Raw genomic sequence first — 20322 nt, forward strand, 5'->3', positions numbered from 1 at the left:
GCCCCTCCCGCCCCCTGGCCACGGGGCTGCCCCTTCTCAGACGCCGCGTCCACGTGTGCCCGCACATGGCCGCGGCGTTCTCGCGTGCCGGCCCCTTCGCCGGCCGCTCAGCGTGCTTCGCGCCGGGGTCGTCGGGGGATCGGGGCCCTTGCCCGCGGCGGCTTTGCTCGGGCCGGGAACATTCTCGGGAGTGCAAACGCTGCACCATGTACGGTCATCCCAGGTGGGAGCCATGCGAGCATAAAGATCATTTTGCTCGCGCGGCCCGGTAGGCCGGTGCGGAAGAGCCTCGGAGGCTCGACCACCGGCACCACAGCAAAAGATCTACCTGGCCAAAGGTAAAGAAATCGCCCGTTTGGCGAAACCACGGTAATGCCGTATATAGTCACACCCAGGTCAGGGTCAAAGAACCGTTGACCTGGCCTAACGCATAGTCGTCGCCTCCCGCCCGCCAGGCGGGTCCTCTACGCCGAACTCGGCCGTCCCATGCACCGGCCGTGCACCGTGCGGAGCCAATGAGCCCCCGGTCGGCGTCCATTCCCGCTATATCGAAGCCCGCGCAGCACGCGCGTCCCAAGACGGTCGTGCGCCATTGAGCGCGAGCGCGGTCCGCCATGCCCGTGGACCGTTCCAGCGGGGCCTTTCACGCGACGGATGCTCCCGAGTCCCGAGTCTCGGAGCCGTTCCCTCCTGCCCGGATTCCGGCGTTCGCCGACCGGTGCGGAACGGCGGCCCTGTACCCCGACCGAAGGAAACCAATGCAGCAGCGAGCGATCAATGCCATCCTGACCGGCGTCACCGGCACCGCCCTCGCGGGCATGCTCGTGGCCGGCGTCGCCGCCGCCAGCGATGACTCCGCTCCCGGCGAGAAGCAGTTCCTTACGCAGGAGGCCGTGGCCGCGCAGCAGCACGACGCGCGGCAGGGCCAGGCCCAGAACAAGGCCGAGAACCCGGCCCAGAAGCAGACCGAGAACAAGACCCCCGCCGGCAACGCCGAGCAGCAGCAGAAGCAGCGCGAGGCCGCGAAGGAGAGCGCGCCCGCGAAGAAGGGCCCGAAGGCCCTGCTCAGCGGCACGACCACCGCGTCCTACTTCTGGGACGACGGCTCCGGCATCCGCGGCGACACCGGCGCACCCGCGAGCGGGAAGCCGATGCAGAAGGGCATGTTCGCCAGCCCGAGCTGGCCGATGCTCACCAAGGTGAAGGTCTCCTACAAGGGCCGCACCGTGACCGGTTTCGTCGGCGACCGCGGCCCCGGCGAGCCGTCGCACCGCGGCATCATGCTCGACCTCGACACCTACACCTTCCGGTACCTGCTGGACGGCGGCAAGCCGAAGAACAAGTACCACGCCGGATCCGGTCAGGGGCACCTGAAGGGCCTCAAGTGGGAGGTCCTCGAGTGGGGCAAGGGCGCGGGCAAGAAGGGCAAGCCCCAGCCGTTCGGTTCCTGACGTGAGGCCGCCCGCGACCCGGCGGTGAGGCACCTCACCCGGGCGTGCGGCCTCTGGAAGACCCGGCACAGGGCTGCCGGTGCATGGAAGACGGGGATTCCCCGGTATCGCGAGATCACCGGGGAGTCCCCGTTTTCCTGTCCGCGGACGTCAGCCGGTGAGGAGCGGGATGACGGCGGCGAACTCGTCCATGACCTCGTCGGAGACCTGGTAGTAGGTGAAGCCGTACCGGTCGCGGCGGGCGAGCAGCTGCTCGGCGATGTGCTCCGGCGGGCCCAGGAACTGCGACGGCATGTCGAGGACGAGGTCGGCCGCCGACGCCCCCCAGCCGCGTAGGACGGCGACGCGGGCGGCGGCGCGGCGCGGGTCGGGCCCGAACGTGGGCGTCACCATCATGCTCAGCTCGACGTCCCGGTCGCCCGCGGCCGCGCGGACCAGGCCGACCTTGCGGGCGATGGTGTCCGGGAGCCGCTCGCTGACCTCCTCGGAGATCGTCCCGTCGGGGAGGGCGCGGGGGAGGATGCCGACGGTGTCGGCGTGCCGGCCGGCGATGCCCAGCATGCGGCTGCTCCCGGCGCCGACGACGAGCGGCGGCCGCTGCGCGGGCCGCGGGAACATGGTCAGGCCGTCGATCCTGTAGTGGTCGCCCGCGAACGTGGTCTTCTCACCGCCGAGGAGGCTCCGCAGGACCTCCAGGGACTCCTCCAGCCGCCCCACCCTCGCGCCGGCCGCGTCGAACGGCATCCCGGCGGCCGCGTACTCGTCGCGCAGCCAGCCCGCGCCGACGCCGAGCTCGAACCGCCCGCCCGACAGGTGGTCGAGGGTGGCGGCCTCCTTGGCGAGCAGCACCGGATGCCGGTAGTCGTTGGCCAGTACCATCGTGCCCAGCCGCAGCGTGCTCGTCGCGGCCGCGGCGGACGCCAGCGCCACCATCGGCGCGAGCTGGTCGCCGAAGGGCCCGGTGACGAAGTGGTCCCGCAGGACCAGCACGTCGTAGCCGAGTTCCTCGGCGCGCCGCGCCGTGCGGGTCAGGTCGGCGCCGGAGCGGATCGATTCGCCCACGACCCCGAAGCGGAAGTCTCTGTGCATGCCGTGATCATGACCGGCGTGGTGTCCGGTGCGCTGGCGGGAATCCGACGCGGGGGTCGGCGGCCGGTGCGGCGCCGACCGGCGGAACGGGGCGAGTGGCTCGATTCGCCGTCCGTGCGGCGCAAGGGCGTCACCGACTGCCCCGTTCCCACCGGTCACCATCCAGGCTGCGTCGCGATCGCCGATTTTTCAACCCGCGCCCCCGACGGGCGCCCGGTCAGCCGATGCGCTGGGACAGGAGGCGGCCGGGCCATTCGCCGACGGTGAACTCCGCCACGGGCTCGAACCCGTTGCGCCGGTAGTACTCGACGAGCCGCCCGTCGCCGCCGCCGTAGCAGTCGACGCGGAGCACTCCGGCGCCCTTCGCCCGGGCCTCCTCCCTGGCCTTGGCGATCAGCGCACCGCCGACGCCCTCGCCGGCGAACGAGCGGTCGGTCACCAGCAGCGTGATGTAGAGCTCGGGTTCGTCTATCGCGTCCACGTAGTGCGGCGGTCCCGGCGAGACCGCCATGACCCCCGCCGGAGCGCCCCGCACCTCCGCCACCCAGATCTCGTCGTCGCGGGCGATCCCGCCGATGCGCTCCACCCGGCGCGGGTCGGCCGACCATGGCTCGGTGCCCCACTGCCCCGCCCGTCCGTGCGCGACGAGCCATTCCACGGCGCCGTCCAGCATCGCCAGCATGATCGGCGCGTCCGCGGCGCCGCCCTTGCGGATCTCCATCGCCCACCTCCTCGCGGACGATCCTGGCAGGTTCTCGATCATCCGCGCGAGGGGCACCGGGCGGCGGTCAGGCGCCGATGAACTCCTGGGCGCGGCGGAACAGGCCGAGGGTGATCGAGTGGAGCAGGTCGCCCGTCTCCCGGGGCGCCTTGCCGGCGAACGCGCGGGCGTTCGTGCCCTCCAGGACGATGCCGAGCTTGAAGCAGGCGAGCACCGCGTACCAGGTGATGGACGACAGGTCGCGCCCGGCGACGGCGTCCGCGCGCTCGGCGTAGGTGGTGACGAGGTCGTCCGCCGGCGGCAGGCCGCCCGCCGCGCCGAGCGGGCCGGCCAGCGCCGCGCTCTGGTCGGCGCGGTCGGGCCAGGTCGCGAGCAGCCAGCCGAGGTCGAGCAGGGGATCGCCGATCGTGCACATCTCCCAGTCGACGATCGCCGCGACCTCGGGGCCGTCGAACGAGTACATCAGGTTGGCCAGGTGGTAGTCGCCGTGCAGGATGCCCGGCCGCCATGTCGCCGGATGGTGCTCGCCCAGCCAGCGCGCGACGTCGTCAAGGCCGGGGATGTCGGGCCCCGGGTAACCGTCCAGCGCGCTGTAGGAGTCGAGCTCGGACAACCAGCGGCTTACCTGCCGCTCAAGGAAGCCCTCCGGTTTACCGAAATCGTGCAGTCCCACGGCCTCGTGGTCGACCGCCCCGAGGGCCGCCAGCGCGCGTGCTGCGTTCAACCCCATCTCGCGCTGGACGGTCTTGTCTCCGGCGTGCAGTTCGGGCAACGTCACCGAGGCGTTGAAGCCGTTCACCGGCGTCATGAGGTAGAAGACCGCCCCGCCCATGACGGTTTCGTCGGGGCAGGCGGCGATGAGGCGGGGCGCCGGGACGTCCGTCCCGTCCAGGGCGGCCAGCACGCGGGCCTCCCGGCGCAGGACGTCGTTCGTCCTCGCGCGCAGATGGCTCGGCCCGCGCCGCAGCACGTAATCGCGCCCGCCCCGGCGGAACCGGACCAGCGTGTTCTGCGTGCCCCCGGCCAGCGCCTCGACGTCCTCGAACGGACCGCCCGGGAGGCCCTGGGCCTCCATCCAGCCGCCCAGGACGGCGAAGTCGACGAGCGAGCGGTCGATCTGCTCAGGCTGCACGGGCGGATCCCTTCCCAAACACGGATCACCTGCCGACACGGGATATCGGAGGGTAACAGTCATGCACTTGCATTATTACTTGAGGTAGGTAGATTATCGGGGGAAACGACGCTGGAGGTTCGCCATGGCATGGGACTTCGAGACCGATCCCGCCTACCAGGAGCTGCTCGACTGGGCGGACGCCTTCGTCCGGGACGAGGTCGAGCCGCTCGACCTCGTCCTCGGCGACCCGTACGACAAGACCGACCCCCGCTACAAGGAACTGGTGCGGCCCCTCCAGGACCGCGTCCGCGAGAAGGGCCTGTGGGCCTGCCACCTCGGACCGGAGCTCGGCGGCCAGGGCTACGGCCAGGTGAAGCTGGCGCTGCTCAACGAGATCCTGGGGCGCTCCCGCTGGGCGCCCTCCGTCTTCGGATGCCAGGCGCCCGACTCGGGCAACGCGGAGATCATCGCCCACTTCGGGACGCCCTCGCAGAAGGAGCGCTACCTGCGCCCCCTCCTCGACGGCGAGATCTCCTCGTCCTACTCGATGACCGAGCCGCACGGCGGCGCCGACCCGACCCTGTTCACCACGCGGGCGGTCCGCGACGGGGACGGCTGGGTCATCAACGGCGAGAAGTGGTTCTCCTCCAACGCCCGGCACGCCACGTTCCTGATCGTGATGGCGGTGACGAACCCCGACGTGTCCGCCTACGAGGGCATGTCGATGTTCATCGTCCCGGCCGACTCGCCTGGCCTGATCACCGTCCGGAACGTGGGCGTGGGCGGCGAGCGCGAGGGCTCCCACGGCTACCTGCGCTACGAGAACGTCCGGGTGCCTGCCGAGAACCTCCTCGGCGACGAGGGCGGCGCGTTCGTCATCGCCCAGACCCGCCTCGGCGGCGGCCGCATCCACCACGCCATGCGCACGATCGCGCAGGTCCGCAAGGCGTTCGACATGATGCTGGAACGCGCGGTCTCCCGCCAGACGCGCTTCGGCGCGCTCGCCAAGATGCAGATGACCCGGGAGAAGATCGCCGACAGCTGGATCGAGATCGAGCAGTTCCGGCTGCTCGTGCTGCGCACCGCCTGGCTGATCGACAAGCACAAGGACTACAAGAAGGTCCGCAAGGACATCGCCGCGGTCAAGGCCGCGATGCCGAAGGTGTACCACGACGTCGTCCAGCGCGCGATGCACCTGCACGGTGCCCTCGGGGTGTCGAACGAGATGCCGTTCGCCGCCATGATGCTGGGGGCGCAGGCCATGGCGATCGCCGACGGCCCCACCGAGGTCCACAAGATCACTCTCGCCCGGCAGCTGCTGCGCGACGTCGAGCCCGTCGAGGGCCTGTGGCCGTCCGGCCACCTGCCCACCCGCCGGGAGGCGGCCCGCGAGCGCTTCGCCGACGCGCTGGAGCACGCGATCGGCAATGAGTGACACCCGCGAACGCCTGCTGGACGCCGCCGAGAGGCTCTACGCCGCGCGCGGCGTGGACGCGGTGAGCCTCCGGGAGATCCTCCAGGAGGCCGGCGCCCGCAACGCGACGGCCGTCCAGTACCACTTCGGGGACCGCGCCGGGATCGTCCGCGCGATCCTGGCGCGGCACGCCCCCGAGGTGGAGGCCCGGCGGCACGCCCTGCTCGACGTCTACGAGGACGGCGAGCAGGGCGTGCGGCCGCTGGCCGGCGCGCTCGTCCGCCCGCTGGCGGCACGGCTCGCCGACGAGTCGGGACGTGCCTACCTCCAGGTCTGGGCGGACGTGGTCAACCGCCCCGCGCCGCTCGTCCCGGTCGCCGTCCTCGACGACCCCGAGGACAGCCTGTGCCGCTGGCGCACCCTTGTCGAACCGCTGCTGGAGGAGGACGCGGCCCGCCTGCACCGCCGCTTCACCGCCATCCTGTACGCCTCGATCGAGCTCGCCCGCCGGGCCCGCTCGGGCCCCCGCACCGACGACCGCCTGTTCACCAGCTACCTGATCGACGTCGTCGCCGCGATCCTCGGCGCCCCCGTCTCACCCGAGACCCGGCGGCTCGCCGCCGAACGCGACGCCGCCCGCCCGGTGACGTTGCGGGGCGGGTGACATTCGTCCAAGACACCCCGGTCCTCGCCTTCCAGACTGGGCATGCCCGTCACGACAAGGGAGGACGACATGACCAGTGAGATCCGCCGGACCTTCTACCCCATCGTCAACTGCGCCGACACGGCCAAGTCGATGGAATGGCTGGAGCGGGCCTTCGGGTTCGAGCCGCGCGAGGTCCACCGGGACGACGCGGGCAACATCGTGCACGCCGAAATGACCTTCGACACCGGCATCCTCATGTTCGGCAACGGCGAGCCCGGCAAGACGGCCCTCTACGTCGCCGTCGACGACCCCGACGCCCACCACGACCGCGCCAAGGCCGCCGGCGCCGAGATCACCGCCGAGCTGTCCGACAAGGAGTACGGCTCCCGCGACTACGCGGCCCGTGACCTGGACGGCAACCAGTGGTATTTCGGCACCTACCGCCCTTGACCGCCCGCCCGGCGGACCGCCCGGACGAACCGCCCGGTCATCGGCCCGGGACGGAGGAGAGGCGCGCGGCGGGCGCCGGCCGGCCCTGCCCCCGCGTGCGTCCCGGCGCGGCCGCACGTTCGCCGCCGACCTCGCGTGCGCCGAAAAACCAACAGCCGAGCGCCTCGCGATTTGGCACACGATCACACGATCCACGCCAATCCGAAATGGGCGCATAGAACCCTATTGTCGCAGTTCTCGATTTTCGCAACCATGGCTCCGGTTGATCATCTTCTCCGGAGGGAGTTCGTCATGGCCGCGGAAATCCGCCTCACCCGAAGAGGGCTGCTCGGAGGCACCGGCGCGGTGCTGGGAGGCGCGCTGCTCGGCCCGGTGGCCGGTGCGCCGCCCGCAGCCTCGGCGCAGGCCGCGCCCCGCGCGTACACCAGGTCCGAATGGCAGGCGCGGCCGCCCACGTCGGCGGCGACGGTGCTCGATCGGGCCCCCGACCACATCGTCGTGCACCACACCGCCACGCCCAATTCCACCGATTATTCGCTGGCGCACGCCTTCGCCCTGTCGCGATCGATCCAGAACTACCACATGGACAGCAACGGCTGGGCGGACACCGGGCAGCAGCTCACCATCAGCCGCGGCGGCCACCTGATGGAGGGGCGCAACCGCAGCCTCGCCGCCATCAACGCCGGCGACCACGTGGTCGGCGCGCAGACCGGCGGCCACAACAGCCACACGATCGGCATCGAGAACGAGGGCAACTACATGGCGGTGGCGCCGACCGGCTCGCTCTGGGGCGCGCTCGTCGCGACCTGCGCGTGGCTGTGCGACGTGTACGGCCTCGACCCCCACGCGGCGATCGTCGGGCACCGCGACTACAACGCCACCGCCTGCCCCGGCGACGTCCTGTACGCGCGGCTGCCGCAACTGCGCAACGAGGTCGCCGGCAGCCTCGGCGGGCGGCTCGTGACGCAGAGTGCCCCCGCCGTGCCCAGCGGCCTGCCCGGACCGCACCGCGTCTTCGACCACGGACCGGCCGTGGCCCCCGGCGAGCGCGTGCGCTGACCCGGCCCCGCCTCGGCACCGGGCCGCGCTCGGCCGTTCCAGGATCCGGGCCCGGCTCAGCCGAGGCCCTCGAACAGGTCTTCCTCCCTGTCGGGCGCCTCGACTCGCGAGTAGTGGCGGACGAACGCCTCGGCCGAGAACATGGCCCGCTGCATCTCCTCCGGCAGCCGCAGGATGAAGATGTTCTCCCCCTGGCTGGCGTGCGCCTGCAGGGCCTTCCGCTTCGCGTCCGCGTGCGCGGACACGTCGACCACGCTGGTGATCAGCTCGTCGGGGGTGCCGAAGTCCTCGGGCGGGTCGAAGTCGATCTCGACGCCCGCCGCCCGGACGGTCTCGACCATCTGCCTGATCGCCGAGCGGGGAATGGCCGTGTAGTAGAGCTTGTCCGGCACTCCGGTCTTCTCGGCGGCGGCCAGCGCGATGCGGTGCGCCTGGATGTGGTCCTGGTGCCCGTACCCGCCGTTCTCGTCGTAGGTGACGACGACCTGCGGTCGGTAGCGCTCCATCAGCTCGGCGAGCCGTCCGGCGGACTCGTCCAGAGGGATGTTCGCGAACGCCTCGGGGTCGTCGTTGGCCGACCAGCCGTCCATGCCGGAGTCGCGGTAGCCGAGCAGTTCCAGGTGGGTGATGCCGAGCAGCCCGGCCGACTCGCGCAGTTCGGCGAGGCGCCGCTCGGCGACCTCGGCGGCGTCGTGGCCGGGCTCGCCGGGCTTCACGCCGCCGGAGTCGTCGCCCTGCTCCCCGTTGGTGCAGGTCACCAGTACGGTCCGGATGCCCTCCGCGGCGCACCGGGCGAGCAGGCCGCCGGTTCCCAGCACCTCGTCGTCGGGGTGGGCGTGGACCGCCATCAGCGTGCGTTCGTGCGTCATCCGGGCTCCTCGTCGTTCGGCCGTCCACTCTACGAGCACCCGGTGACACCGATCTCTTCCCCGGCACGGCCGGGACGTCCCCGCACGGGCGCGCCGCCATGCCGTACGGTCCGTGTATGGGGTCGCCTCTGGTTCTCCTGGACGTCGACGGGGTTCTCAATCCATTCGAAAGGCCCCACCGGGGCTACGAACGCCACCACTGCTCGCCGAACGGCATGCCGTTCAAGCTGTGGCTCAATCCCGGCCACGGCCGGTCCCTGCTCGAGCTGACCGAGTCGTCCGGGGCGGAGCTGGCCTGGGCGAGTTACTGGTGCGACAACGCCAACACGTGGATCGCGCCGAGGATCGGCCTGCCGCAACTGCCCTTCGTCCCGATCCCGCACTTCCCCGGGATCGAGGAGGGGCGGACGCTCGGCGCGTGGAAGGCCCGCCACGTCGCCGCCTGGACGGAGGGGCGGCCGTTCGTCTGGTTCGAGGACGAACCGGACGCCACCGAATGCATCGCGGGGGAGCCGGACGTCGCCGAGCACCTCCTCGTGGAGATCGACCCGATGACCGGCCTGACCGACGAGCACCTCGCGGCCGCCGCGACCTGGCTGCGCGCCCTGGCCCGGTGACACGCGACCGGCGGGGCGCGCAAGCCCGCCGGGCAATCGGTCAGCAGGTGCCGAGAAGGCTGCTGAGCGTCGCCTTCTCAGCCGAATCGACCGTGAGGCCGTAGTGGTGCTTCCAGTGCGGAGGTTGCATTCGTCCAAGACGGCCCCGGGAAGGGCTCCGTAGCGTCGGGGAGAAAGAAGGGAGCTGATGATGTCGAGATCACCGCTACTGGACCTGGTCTTCGGATACATGCCGGCGCAGATGCTGCACGCGGCCGTGGAGATCGGGGTGGCCGACGCCCTGGCGGACGGGCCGAAGACGAGCACGGAACTCGCGGAGGAGACCGGGACCCATGCGCCGTCCCTGTACCGGCTGCTCCGCGGCCTGACCGGCCTGGACGTCGTGGAGCAGAAGGAGCGCGACCTGTTCGCGCTGACCGCCGAGGGGCAGCGGCTCCGCGCCGACGCCCCCGACTCGATCCGCGCGCTGGTCAGGCTGTTCTGCGGCCCGGACGTGTGGCGGACGTGGGGCGACATGACCGAGACGCTGCGCACGGGGGAGTACGCCTGGGAACGCGTGACCGGCAGGACCCCGTTCGAGTTCTTCGAGTCCGACCGGAAACTGTCGGCGACGTTCAACGAGGCGATGGCCGAGCACACCCGCTCGGTCGCGCCGGGGATCATCGAGGCCCACGACTTCGCCCGCTACGGCACGGTCGCCGACCTCGGCGGCGGCGACGGCACGCTGCTCGCCGCGATCCTCCGCGCCAACCCGGGGACCCGCGGCATGCTCGTCGACCTGCCGCCCGGCCTGGAGGCCGCGCCGGGCGTGCTGAAGGACGTCGCCGACCGCGCGGAGATCGTCCCGTGCGACTTCTTCGAGTCGGTCCCGGAGGGCGCGGACGCGTACGTCCTCAAGAGCGTCCTCCACGACTGGAACGACGAGAAGGCGGCCGAGATCCTGCGGAACTGCCGCGCGGCGATGCGTCCCGGCGGGCGCGTGCTCGTGCTGGAGCAGGTGATGCCGGAGATGGTCACGCCGGAGGCGACGGGCGTCGTCCGCAACGACCTGAACATGCTCGTCGCGACCGGCGGGCGTGAACGGACCGAGGCCGAGTTCCGGGAACTGCTGGAGGGCGCCGGGTTCACCGCGGTCACGCCGGCCGGGCCGCTGCCGCCGGCCGGCTACCACGTCATCGAGGCGCGGCCGGAGTGATCCCGGGCCTCCTTTGTCAGGCCCCGCTTACCGCGGGCGGCGGTGAACGTGCAGGATGGGGACCGTCGCACCCCCTGACGAAGTCGCACCCCTGACGAAGGAGCGCCCATGTCCTCTCTCGCCGGACGCACCGCACTGGTCACCGGAGGCGGCCGCGGAATCGGCCGGGCGATCGCCCTGGCGCTGGCCGCCGACGGTGCCGCGGTAGCCGTCGCCTACCGGCGCGACGAGGAGGCCGCACGCAAGACCGTCGCCGACATCGAGGCCGCGGGCGTGCGCGGCCACGCGTTCCGCGCCTCGGTCGACGACCTGGACGAGTGCCGCGCACTGGCCGCCCGGGTTGAGGCCGAGCTCGGCGCCCTCGACATCCTCGTGCACAGCGCCGGGATCGCCAGCCGCGGGCACGGCGTCGCCGACACCGACCCCGCCGAGCTGGAGCGGCTCCTGCGGGTGCACGCCTTCGGCCCGCACCACCTCAGCCAGGCGCTGCTGCCGCTGATGCGCCGCGCCGAGCGCAGCGACATGGTCTTCGTCTCCAGCGTGATCACCGACACGAAGCCGCCGTTCACCGCCCCCTACACGATGGGCAAGGCCGCGATGGAGGCGCTCGCGGAAGTCCTCGCCAAGGAGGAGCGCGGCAACGGCATGCACGTCAACGTCGTCGCGCCCGGCGTGGTCGACACCGACATGGGGCGGCGGCTGGTCCGCGCCACCACGGGCATCGAGGACATCCGGCAGGCGGACGCCTCGTCACCCTTCGGGCACGTGTGCTCGCCGGAGGAGGTCGCCGCCGTGGTCCGCTTCCTCGTCTCGGACGGCGCGTCCTACCTCACCGCGCAGCGCGTCGTGATCGACGGCGGGACGTTCTGACGCCGGGGATCACTCGCGCGTCCAGTCCGGCTGGACGAAGTCGGCGACCCTGGCGTGCCGGCCGAGCAGGACCACCTCGCGGAACTGCCACAGCAGCGCGCCGGTCGGGGCGTGGACGCGCCACTGCGGTGCCAGCCACATCTGCAGGAGGCGCCCCCCGTCCGGCTGCGGGACCCACCTGGGCGTGTCGTCCGCGGCGAGCTTGCGCAGGCTCGCGTGGTGGACGGAGTGGACCTCGTCGGGGCTCGGCGCCAGCGGGCCGGGGTCGTCCAGCACCACCACGACCGGCGTGATCGAGAAGCCGGACGTGGCGGGGAAGTCGTCGAGCCTCCCGACGATGTCGCCCGGCCCCGCCCGCACGCCGATCTCCTCGTGCAGCTCCCGCAGCGCCGCCTCCTCGGCCGTCTCGCCGTCCTCCAGCCGCCCGCCGGGCAGCCCCCACTGGCCCGCGTTCCGGCCCCGGTACGCGCGCCTGATCACGATCACCGCGGGGACGCCGTCGTGCTCCACCGCGCACAGGACGACCCCGGCGCGGCGCAGTCCGGGCTTGTCCGGGACGGTTTCGTGCTCGAACGAGCCCAGCCGTTCGGCGGCGACCCCGCGGAACGCGGTGAGATCATCGAGCGGATCGAGGGGGACGGTCATGCGTCGATGGTGCCAGGCCCCGCCTCGTGCTCCGACCCCGCACCCCGCTCCGGGCCCGCCTCCCGCGCGTAGCGCGCCGGCGAGGTTCCGATGGCCGCGGTGAAGTCGCGGATGAAGTGCGCCTGGTCGGCGTAGCCCAGCTCGGCCGCAAGCCGCGCCCAGTCCACGTCCGAGCCGGACGCGGCCCGCTCGTGGGCCTCGGCCATCCGGAACCGCCGGATGACCCACTTCGGCCCGACGCCCACGTACTCGTGGAACAGGCGCTGCAGGCCGCGCGGGCTGAGGCCCGCGTCCGCCGCCAGCTCGTCAACCCGAAGCAGGCCGGGCCGCGCCGCGATCCGCTCGACGATCGCGGCCGCCCGCTCGGCGGACGGGTCGCGCGCCGGCCGCAGCCCGGTGAGGAACCCGGTCAGCGACGCGAGGCCCTCGCCGGGCCCGGGGGCCGCGAAGATCTCGCGGGCGAGGGCCAGGCCGTCCTGCCCGAACACCTCGTCCACCCCCGCGAAGCGGCCGGTGAAGGCGGAGACCGGCACGCCGTCGGGCAGGAAGGGGCGGAACCCACCGGGGCGGAACCCCACGCCCACGACGCAGCCCTCGTCCGGGAGCTCCTCCACGAACTCGTCGCGCACCACGCCCGCGATCCGCGCCCGCGTCGCCCCGCTGTTCAGGTAGCTGGTGAAGGTCATGTGGACGGACGGCAGCGTGAGCAGCCGCTGGCGGTGCGGGGCCCGCCCGCGCAGGTCCCAGCGCAGCACCCAGAAGCGGTCGACGAACGGGGCGAGCCCGGGCGGCGGCGCGGACCGCTCGACCCGGAAGCGCTCCAGTCCCGTCCGCGGGTGCAGGATGCCCCGCGCTCCACCGGGTAGGGATCGGTCCACGCGATCAGGCTAGCGCTGTCGCGTTTCTTCAATACCCGGCCGCGGGCGGTCCCTAGCGTGGACATGTGTTCGAACGAATGAGCGAAGGAGACGACATGGAGGTCCGGAGCCAGATGCCTCCCGCCGCGGAGGCCGCGGCGCGGATCGTCCTGCGGGTCCCGGAGGCGAAGCTGGACGCGCCGACCCCCTGCGCGGGCTGGGACGTGCGCGCGCTGATCAACCACCTGATCCTGTGGAGCGCGCGAGGCGAGGCGGCCGCGCAACGGCTGCCGATCACCGGGCCGGGGGAGGACCACGACTTCACCGCCGAGCCCGGCTGGGCGGGGCGGTACGCCGAGCAGGTCCGCAAGACCGCCGAGGCGTGGCAGGACCCGGCGGCGTGGGAGGGCAAGACCAGCCTCAGCGGCGGGGAGGGGATGCCGGCCCAGTTCGTCGGCGGGATCCTCTTCGGCGAGTGCGTCACCCACGGCTGGGATCTCGCCGTCGCCACGGGGATCGAGCCCGTCTTCCCGCCCAAGGTCCTGCAGACGGAGTGGGAGCGCCTCGTCCCGACAGTGGAGATGGGACGCGAGTACGGCGCGTTCGGCGCCGAGGTCCCCGTGCCCGAGGACGCGCCGCTTCTCGACCGGATCGTCGGGATGTCCGGCCGCGACCCGCACTGGACGCCCTGACCCGGGGGACCGGATGGGGGCGGGCGCGCGGGTCCCGGCGCGAACGGGGGCCCGCGCGCTCTACGCTTGGAGCATGTCTTCGACCTCATCGTTGCGCGTCCGCTTCGCCCCGTCCCCGACCGGCATGTTCCACGTCGGCGGCGCCCGATCGGCGCTGTTCAACTGGGTGATGGCCGCGCAGTCGGGCGGGACGCTCGTGCTGCGGATCGAGGACACCGACGCGTCCCGCAACAGCCCCGAATGGACCGAGGGCATCATCCGCGCCCTCGCCTGGCTCGGGATGGACGGCGAGCAGTACGAGGGCCCCTACTTCCAGTCGGCCAACACCGAGCGGCACGCCGAGGCGGCCGAGACGCTGAAGGGCCAGGGCCGCGCCTACTACTGCGACTGCACCCGCGAGGCCGTGATCGCCCGCACCGGCGACCAGCACCAGGGCTACGACGGGTTCTGCCGCGACCGCGGCCTGGACGCCGGGCCGGGCCGCGCCCTGCGCTTCCGCACCCCCGACGAGGGCCAGACCACCGTCGTGGACCTGCTGCGCGGCAAGCCCGTCTTCGAGAACGTCGTCCTGGAGGACTTCGTCATCGCCCGCGCCGACGGCTCGGTGACGTTCCTGCTGGCCAACGCCGTCGACGACATGAGCCAGGGCATCACCCACGTCGTTCGCGGCGAGGAGCACCTGTCCAACGCGCCCAAGCAGCAGCTGCTGTGGGAGGCGCTCGGCGCGGAGCCGCCCGTGTGGGCGCACGTCCCCGTGATCGTGAACGAGAAGCGGCAGAAGCTGTCCAAGCGGCGCGACAAGGTCGCCCTGGAGGACTACCGGGCCGAGGGCTACCTGCCCGAGGCCATGCGCAACTACCTGATGCTGCTCGGCTGGGCCCCGTCCGGCGACCGCGAGATCGTCCCGTGGGACGTGATCGTCGACGAGTTCCGCATCGAGGACGTCAACACCTCGCCCGCGTTCTTCGACGAGAAGAAGCTCCGCTCGTTCAACGGCGAGTACCTCCGCGCGCTGCCGGTGGAGAAGTTCATCGCCGAGTGCCTGCCGTTCCTGCAGGACGCGCCGTTCGACGTGGACGTCGCGGTGTTCGCCGAGCTGGCGCCGCTGGCGCAGACCCGGGTGGCGGTCCTCTCGGAGATCGTCCAGATGATCGACTTCGCGTTCCTGGACGAGCCGCCCGCCGACGAGCAGTCCTGGAACAAGGCCATGAAGGAGCCCGCCGCCGCGATCCTCGCCGCCGCCGAGGCCGCCTACCGGGACGCGCCGTGGAACGCCGCCGAGCTCAAGGACCGGCTGGAGCGCGTCGGCGCCGAGCACGGCCTCAAGCTCGGCAAGACCCAGGCGCCGGTCCGGGTCGCCGTCACCGGCCGCACCGTCGGCCTGCCGCTGTTCGAGTCCCTGGAGATCCTCGGCCGCGACCGCACCCTCACCCGCATCGCCGCCGCGAGGGCACGCCTCGAAGCGGCGTCCTGACCCCCGGCCCGCGGGCCGGGCGGTTCAGGAGCCGGGCTGCGCCTCGCCCTCCAGGGCGAGGCGCAGGTCGGTGAGGCGGCGGCCGAGTTCGTCGACCTCGCCGCGCAGCGAGTCCGGGACGCGCTTCCCGACGACCTCGGCCTGCTCCTCCACCGCCGTGAGCCGCTCGGCGGCGCGCCGGGCCAGCGCCTGCCACGGCGCCTCGTCCCCGGGGCGCGCCCGCAGCAGCGTCGACTGCTCCCGCAGCAGGGCGGCCTGCTCGCGCAGCAGCGTCGTCTGGTCGCGGAGCTGCTTGTTCTTGTTGTGCAGCTCCACGAACACCGACACCTTGGCGCGCAGCACCCACGGGTCGAACGGCTTGGAGATGAAGTCGACCGCGCCCGCCGCGTAGCCGCGGAAGGCGTAGTCCGGATCGCTGTTCACCGCCGTGAGGAAGATGATCGGCAGGTCGCGGGTCTTCTTGCGGCGCTTGATGTCCCGGGCGGTCTCGAACCCGTCCATCCCGGGCATGACGACGTCGAGCAGGATGACCGCGTACTCGTCGGTGAGTAGCGCCTTGAGCGCCTCCTCGCCGGAGCGCGCCCGGACCAGGTCCTGGTCCAGCGAGCTCAGGATGGCCTCCAGCGCGATCAGATTCTCCTCGCGGTCGTCCACGAGCAGGATCTTCGCCTTGTCGTCCACGCGCGTCTCTCCGATTCCGGTCCCCGCGATCGCCGCGCCGCGTCAGCGCCCACGGCGACCTTACTGAACACTCTTCATCCCGCGGGGCACGCGCCGGGTCACGGCCTCGCCCGGCTGGCCGGATGAAGCATGTTCACCGCCCAGGCCCTCCTCTCCTCAGTGGACGATGGAGGGTTGCAGCCAGTTCCGCATGACGTCAAGGAGATGGTCGACGTCCACGGGCTTGGGCACATAGTCCGAAGCGCCCGACTCCAGGGTCTTCTCCCGGTCGCCCTTCATCACCTTCGCTGTGATCACGATAATGGGCAGCTCGGCGAACTGCGGCATCTCCCGGATCGCGGCCGTGGTGGCGTAGCCGTCCAGGCCCGGCATCATGACGTCCATCAGCACGATCGCCACGTCCGGGTTGCGGTGCAGGACGTCGATGCCGGCCTGCCCGTCCTCGGCGTAGAGGACGTCCATCCCGTAGCCCTCCAGGACGCTGGTGAGGGCGAACACGTTCCGGACGTCGTCGTCGACGATCAGCACCTTGCGGCCGGACAGGACGGTGTCGAGGTAGTCCGCGGGCGGCCCCTCCAGCAGCCCGGACACCGGGGGGCTCCCCTCACCGGCCCGTTCTCCGCCGGGCGGGTGCTGCTCGCCCGGCAGCCCGTTCTCCCCGGCCGGGCCGTGCCCGGCACCGGACTGCGCCGCCGGCAGCGCGGCGTCCGCGGACCGGTCGCCCGGCGCGAGGCCCGGCGCGTCCTCCGCCGCGCCGGCCGCGTCGCTCGCCGGCGCCGAGCGGCGCCGCCCGTCGCGCTCGCTGTACCGGGCTGGCAGGTACAGCGTGAACACGCTGCCGCGGCCCGGCTGGCTCTCGGCGTGGATCTCCCCGCCCAGCAGCCGCGCGATGTTGCGGCTGATCGACAGCCCGAGGCCGGTGCCGCCGTAGCGGCGGCTCGTCGTCCCGTCCGCCTGCTGGAACGGCTCGAAGATCTCCTGCAGCTTGTCGTTGCTGACCCCGATGCCGGTGTCGATCACCCGGAACGCGATGACGTCCGGGGTGTTCCACAGCGCGGGCAGCGTGAAGTCGATGTCGCCGGCCCGCTCGATCAGCAGCCGCACCTCGCCCTCGGCGGTGAACTTCACCGCGTTGGACAGCAGGTTCCGGAGCACCTGCTGCAGCCGCTGCTCGTCGGTGTTCAGGGTGGTCGGGACGTCCGGCGCGACCTCCACGCCGAACTGCAGGCCCTTGTCGACCGACAGCGGGCGGAACGTCGCGTCCACGTAGTCGACCAGCGCCGACACCGTCAGCTGCTGCGGGTTGGCCTCCATCTTCCCCGCCTCGACCTTGGCCAGGTCGAGTATGTCGTTGATCAGCTCCAGCAGGTCGGTGCCCGAGTCGTGGATCGTCTGCGCGAACTCCACCTGCTTGCCGGTGAGGTTGCCGTCCTGGTTCTCCGACAGCAGCTTGGCCAGCACGAGCAGGCTGTTCAGCGGCGTGCGCAGCTCGTGCGACATGTTCGCCAGGAACTCCGACTTGTAGCGCGAGGAGATCGCCAGCTGCTCGGCGCGCTCCTCCAGCGTCCGCCTGGCCTGCTCGATCTGGAAGTTCTGGATCTCGATCGCGCGGTTCTGCTGGGCCAGCAGCGCCGCCTTCTCCTCCAGCTCGGTGTTGGAGTGCCGCAGCTCGCCCTGCTGGCGTTGCAGCTCGTCCGAGCGCTCCTGCAGCTCCTGCGCGAGCCGCTGCGACTCGCTGAGCAGTGCCTCGGTGCGGGTGTTGGCGCTGATCGCGTTCAGCGTGACCCCGATCGTCTCGATCAGCTGGCTGAAGAACGCCAGGTGGACGTCGGTGAACCGGCCGAACGACGCCAGCTCGATCGCGCCGAGCACGGTGTCCTCGAACACGATCGGCAGCACGATGATGTTGACCGGGGACGCCTCGCCCAGCCCCGAGCCGATCTTGACGTACTCGGCGGGGGCGTCGGCGATCAGCAGCGGCCGGCGCTCCTGCGCCGCCTGCCCGACCAGGCCCTCGCCCAGCGCGAACCGGACGTTGCCGACCCGCCCGCGCCGCGTCCCGTAGCCGGCGATCATCACCAGTTCGGTCTCGTCGCCGATGTTCTCCGCGAGGTAGAACGCGCCGTACTGGGCGCTCGCCGTCGGCGTCAGCTCCCGCATGATCAGCTCGGCGACCTGCATGAGGTCGCGGTGGCCCTGCATGAGCCCGCCGATCCGCGCCAGGTTGGTCTTGAGCCAGTCCTGCTCCTCGTTGGCGCGGGTCGTCTCGCGCAGCGTCGCGACCATCAGGTTGACGTTGTCGCTCAGCTCCGCGACCTCGCCGCGCGCCTCCACGGTGATCGTCCGCGTCAGGTCGCCGGTGGCGACCGCGCTGGCGACCTCGCCGATCGCGCGGACCTGGGTGGTCAGGTTGCCGGCTAGCTCGTTGACGCTCTCGGTCAGCCGCTTCCAGGTGCCCGACACGCCCTCGACCTCGGCCTGCCCGCCGAGGCGCCCCTCGCTGCCGACCTCGCGGGCGACCCGGGTCACCTCGGACGCGAACGACGACAGCGTGTCCACCATCGTGTTCAGCGTGGTCTTCAGCTCCAGGATCTCGCCCTGCGCGTCGACGTCGATGCGCCGCGTCAGGTCGCCGTGCGCGACCGCCGTCGCCACCTGCGCGATGTTGCGGACCTGGTAGGTGAGGTTGGACGCCATCCCGTTGACGTTGTCGGTCAGGTCCTTCCACATGCCGCCCGCGCCGGGCACGCGGGCCTGGCCGCCGAGGCGCCCCTCGGTGCCGACCTCGCGGGCCACGCGGCTGACCTCGTCCGCGAAGGCCGACAGCGTGTCGACCATGGTGTTCAGGGTGTCCTTCAGCTGCAGGATCTCGCCCTGCGCGTCGACCTCGATCTTGCGGGTCAGGTCGCCCTGCGCGACCGCCGTGGTGACCTGCGCGATCCCGCGGACCTGCGTGGTCAGGTTGTTCGCCATCGAGTTGACGTTGTCGGTCAGGTCCTTCCAGACCCCGCTGACCCCGGGCACGCGTGCCTGGCCGCCGAGCCGGCCCTCGGTGCCGACCTCGCGGGCGACCCGGGTCACCTCGGACGCGAACGACGACAGCGTGTCCACCATCGCGTTCACGGTGTCCTTGAGCTGGAGGATTTCGCCCTGGGCGTCGACCGTGATCTTCTTGCCGAGGTCGCCTTCGGCGACGGCGGTGGTGACCTGTGCGATGTTGCGCACCTGGTAGGTGAGGTTGGACGCCATGCCGTTGACGTTGTTGGTCAGGTCCTTCCACACGCCGCTCACACCCGGGACGTTCGCCTGGCCGCCGAGGCGCCCCTCGGTGCCGACCTCGCGGGCCACGCGCGTGACCTCGTCCGCGAAGGCCGACAGCGTGTCGACCATGGTGTTGACGGTGTCCTTGAGCTGGAGGATCTCGCCTTGGGCGTCGACCGTGATCTTTTTTCCGAGGTCGCCTTCGGCGACGGCGGTGGTGACCTGTGCGATGTTGCGCACCTGGTAGGTCAGGTTGTTCGCCATCGCGTTGACGTTGTCGGTGAGGTTCTTCCAGACGCCGCTGACCCCGGGCACGTTCGCCTGGCCGCCCAGCTGGCCCTCGGTGCCGACCTCGCGGGCGACGCGCGTGACCTCGTCGGCGAACGCCGACAGCTGGTCGACCATCGTGTTCACGGTGAGCTTCAGCTCCTGCAGCTCACCGGTCGCCTCGACCGTGACCTTCCTGGTCAGGTCGCCCTCGGCGACGGCGGTGGTGACCTCCGCGATGTCGCGGACCTGGGACGTCAGCCGCGCCGCCATCACGTTCACCGAGGCCGTCACGTCGCGCCACCGGCCCGTCATCCCGCGCGCCGGGGCCTGCCCGCCGAGGCGCCCCTCCGTGCCCACCTCGCGGGCGAACTGGGTGACCTCCCAGGTGAACTGGTCGAGCAGCTCCACCATGCCGTTGACCGACTTGGCCATGCGCAGCAGCTCCCCGCGCATGGGCCTGCCGCGCACCCGCAGCTCGACCCGCTGGCTCAGGTCGCCCGCGGCCACCGCCTCCACCACCTGGCTCATCCCCGTGGCCAGGTCGGTCAGCTTGTCGATGATCGCGTTCGCGTCCTCCACGGCGACCGCCCACGTGCCCCGCAGGGCCCCAGGCGTCAGCCGCCCCCGCAGATGGCCCTCGCGGCCGATCTCCCGGCGGACGCGGTGCAGCCCCGACGCCAGCTCGTGGCCGTTCTGCCGGATCTCCTCCAGGATCGCTGCGGCCTCCGCCACGGCACCCTCGCCCGGGACGTTCAGCTCTGACCTCGCCTTGCCGTCCCGGACGGCGACGAGCGCCCGGAGAAGCGGTTCGAGGTCGGCGTCGCTGTAGCGGGGGGCGGTGTCGCGGTACCCGCCGCCGGGGCGGGCACGGGACGCGGTACGCGGCATGCTCTTCATCCTCCTGGCCCGCGACTGTCGGGGTATCCGGATACCGGCTAGCCAGATGG

18 protein-coding genes are annotated in these 20322 nt (G+C 71.9%); 10 read left to right on the top strand and 8 right to left on the bottom strand.

Going from position 1 to position 20322, the window contains the following annotated elements; translation table 11 throughout:
• The first annotated feature begins 758 nt into the window (after positions 1 to 758).
• Positions 759 to 1451 carry a hypothetical protein gene (locus E1266_RS17420; protein WP_132048183.1) on the top strand — a complete coding sequence of 231 codons (693 nt, stop codon included), beginning with the start codon at positions 759 to 761 and terminating at the stop codon, positions 1449 to 1451.
• A 150-nt stretch (positions 1452 to 1601) separates the two neighbouring features.
• Here the strand turns inward: E1266_RS17420 and E1266_RS17425 are convergent, their stop codons facing one another.
• The 3 genes from E1266_RS17425 to E1266_RS17435 form a co-directional block, all read right to left on the bottom strand.
• Positions 1602 to 2540, bottom strand: coding sequence for a TIGR03621 family F420-dependent LLM class oxidoreductase (locus E1266_RS17425; protein ID WP_132048185.1), 939 nt, complete (start codon positions 2538 to 2540; stop codon positions 1602 to 1604).
• Between the two features lie 217 nt (positions 2541 to 2757).
• The gene (locus E1266_RS17430) at positions 2758 to 3261 is read right to left on the bottom strand and encodes a GNAT family N-acetyltransferase (RefSeq protein ID WP_132048188.1); all 504 of its coding nucleotides are present in this window, start codon (positions 3259 to 3261) and stop codon (positions 2758 to 2760) included.
• Positions 3262 to 3328: 67 nt separating this feature from the next.
• A complete protein-coding gene (locus tag E1266_RS17435) occupies positions 3329 to 4393 on the bottom strand; it encodes a phosphotransferase family protein (protein ID WP_347876726.1) in 1065 nt (354 codons plus the stop codon).
• A gap of 124 nt (positions 4394 to 4517) precedes the next feature.
• On the opposite strand from E1266_RS17435, the gene E1266_RS17440 reads away from it, so the two are divergent.
• The 4 genes from E1266_RS17440 to E1266_RS17455 all read left to right on the top strand — a co-directional run bounded on the left by E1266_RS17440 (position 4518) and on the right by E1266_RS17455 (position 7944).
• Entirely contained in the window at positions 4518 to 5810 is a 1293-nt protein-coding gene (locus E1266_RS17440) for an acyl-CoA dehydrogenase family protein (RefSeq protein ID WP_132048192.1), read from the top strand.
• Positions 5803 to 6453 (top strand): TetR/AcrR family transcriptional regulator, encoded by a 651-nt coding sequence (locus E1266_RS17445; protein ID WP_132048194.1) that lies wholly within the window; start codon positions 5803 to 5805, stop codon positions 6451 to 6453. The genes E1266_RS17440 and E1266_RS17445 overlap by 8 nt, the downstream gene beginning before the upstream one ends.
• 69 nt (positions 6454 to 6522) lie before the next feature.
• Positions 6523 to 6885, top strand: coding sequence for a VOC family protein (locus E1266_RS17450; protein WP_132048196.1), 363 nt, complete (start codon positions 6523 to 6525; stop codon positions 6883 to 6885).
• Between the two features lie 291 nt (positions 6886 to 7176).
• Positions 7177 to 7944 (top strand): peptidoglycan recognition family protein, encoded by a 768-nt coding sequence (locus E1266_RS17455; protein ID WP_132048198.1) that lies wholly within the window; start codon positions 7177 to 7179, stop codon positions 7942 to 7944.
• A 56-nt stretch (positions 7945 to 8000) separates the two neighbouring features.
• On the opposite strand, the gene E1266_RS17460 is transcribed toward E1266_RS17455, so the two are convergent.
• Positions 8001 to 8813, bottom strand: coding sequence for a PIG-L family deacetylase (locus E1266_RS17460; RefSeq protein WP_132048200.1), 813 nt, complete (start codon positions 8811 to 8813; stop codon positions 8001 to 8003).
• Between the two features lie 116 nt (positions 8814 to 8929).
• Here E1266_RS17460 and E1266_RS17465 point away from each other — a divergent pair, with 116 nt between their 5' ends.
• From E1266_RS17465 to E1266_RS17475, 3 genes are all read left to right on the top strand, one after another.
• Positions 8930 to 9430: an HAD domain-containing protein gene (locus E1266_RS17465; RefSeq protein WP_132048202.1), complete on the top strand. Its 501-nt coding sequence runs from the start codon at positions 8930 to 8932 to the stop codon at positions 9428 to 9430.
• A 187-nt stretch (positions 9431 to 9617) separates the two neighbouring features.
• Entirely contained in the window at positions 9618 to 10625 is a 1008-nt protein-coding gene (locus tag E1266_RS17470; RefSeq protein ID WP_132048204.1) for a methyltransferase, read from the top strand.
• Between the two features lie 108 nt (positions 10626 to 10733).
• The gene (locus E1266_RS17475) at positions 10734 to 11495 is read left to right on the top strand and encodes an SDR family oxidoreductase (RefSeq protein WP_132048206.1); all 762 of its coding nucleotides are present in this window, start codon (positions 10734 to 10736) and stop codon (positions 11493 to 11495) included.
• A gap of 9 nt (positions 11496 to 11504) precedes the next feature.
• On the opposite strand, the gene E1266_RS17480 is transcribed toward E1266_RS17475, so the two are convergent.
• Both E1266_RS17480 and E1266_RS17485 read right to left on the bottom strand, forming a co-directional pair.
• Entirely contained in the window at positions 11505 to 12140 is a 636-nt protein-coding gene (locus E1266_RS17480; protein WP_132048208.1) for a CoA pyrophosphatase, read from the bottom strand.
• Positions 12137 to 13018 carry an AraC family transcriptional regulator gene (locus E1266_RS17485; protein ID WP_132048210.1) on the bottom strand — a complete coding sequence of 294 codons (882 nt, stop codon included), beginning with the start codon at positions 13016 to 13018 and terminating at the stop codon, positions 12137 to 12139. Before E1266_RS17485 ends, E1266_RS17480 begins: the two co-directional genes overlap by 4 nt.
• A gap of 65 nt (positions 13019 to 13083) precedes the next feature.
• On the opposite strand from E1266_RS17485, the gene E1266_RS17490 reads away from it, so the two are divergent.
• Positions 13084 to 13689: a TIGR03086 family metal-binding protein gene (locus tag E1266_RS17490; RefSeq protein ID WP_243718516.1), complete on the top strand. Its 606-nt coding sequence runs from the start codon at positions 13084 to 13086 to the stop codon at positions 13687 to 13689.
• 73 nt (positions 13690 to 13762) lie between these two features.
• Complete coding sequence (gene gltX, locus E1266_RS17495) at positions 13763 to 15163, top strand: glutamate--tRNA ligase (protein ID WP_132048214.1); 1401 nt, start codon at positions 13763 to 13765, stop codon at positions 15161 to 15163.
• Positions 15164 to 15187: 24 nt separating this feature from the next.
• Here the strand turns inward: gltX and E1266_RS17500 are convergent, their stop codons facing one another.
• Together E1266_RS17500 and E1266_RS17505 are read right to left on the bottom strand one after the other, a co-directional pair.
• Positions 15188 to 15844 carry a response regulator gene (locus E1266_RS17500; protein ID WP_132048215.1) on the bottom strand — a complete coding sequence of 219 codons (657 nt, stop codon included), beginning with the start codon at positions 15842 to 15844 and terminating at the stop codon, positions 15188 to 15190.
• Positions 15845 to 16000: 156 nt separating this feature from the next.
• A complete protein-coding gene (locus E1266_RS17505; RefSeq protein WP_243718518.1) occupies positions 16001 to 20263 on the bottom strand; it encodes a HAMP domain-containing protein in 4263 nt (1420 codons plus the stop codon).
• Positions 20264 to 20322: the final 59 nt, after the last annotated feature.

The organism is Actinomadura sp. 7K534, assembly GCF_004348575.1.
Classification (GTDB): domain Bacteria; phylum Actinomycetota; class Actinomycetes; order Streptosporangiales; family Streptosporangiaceae; genus Spirillospora; species Spirillospora livida.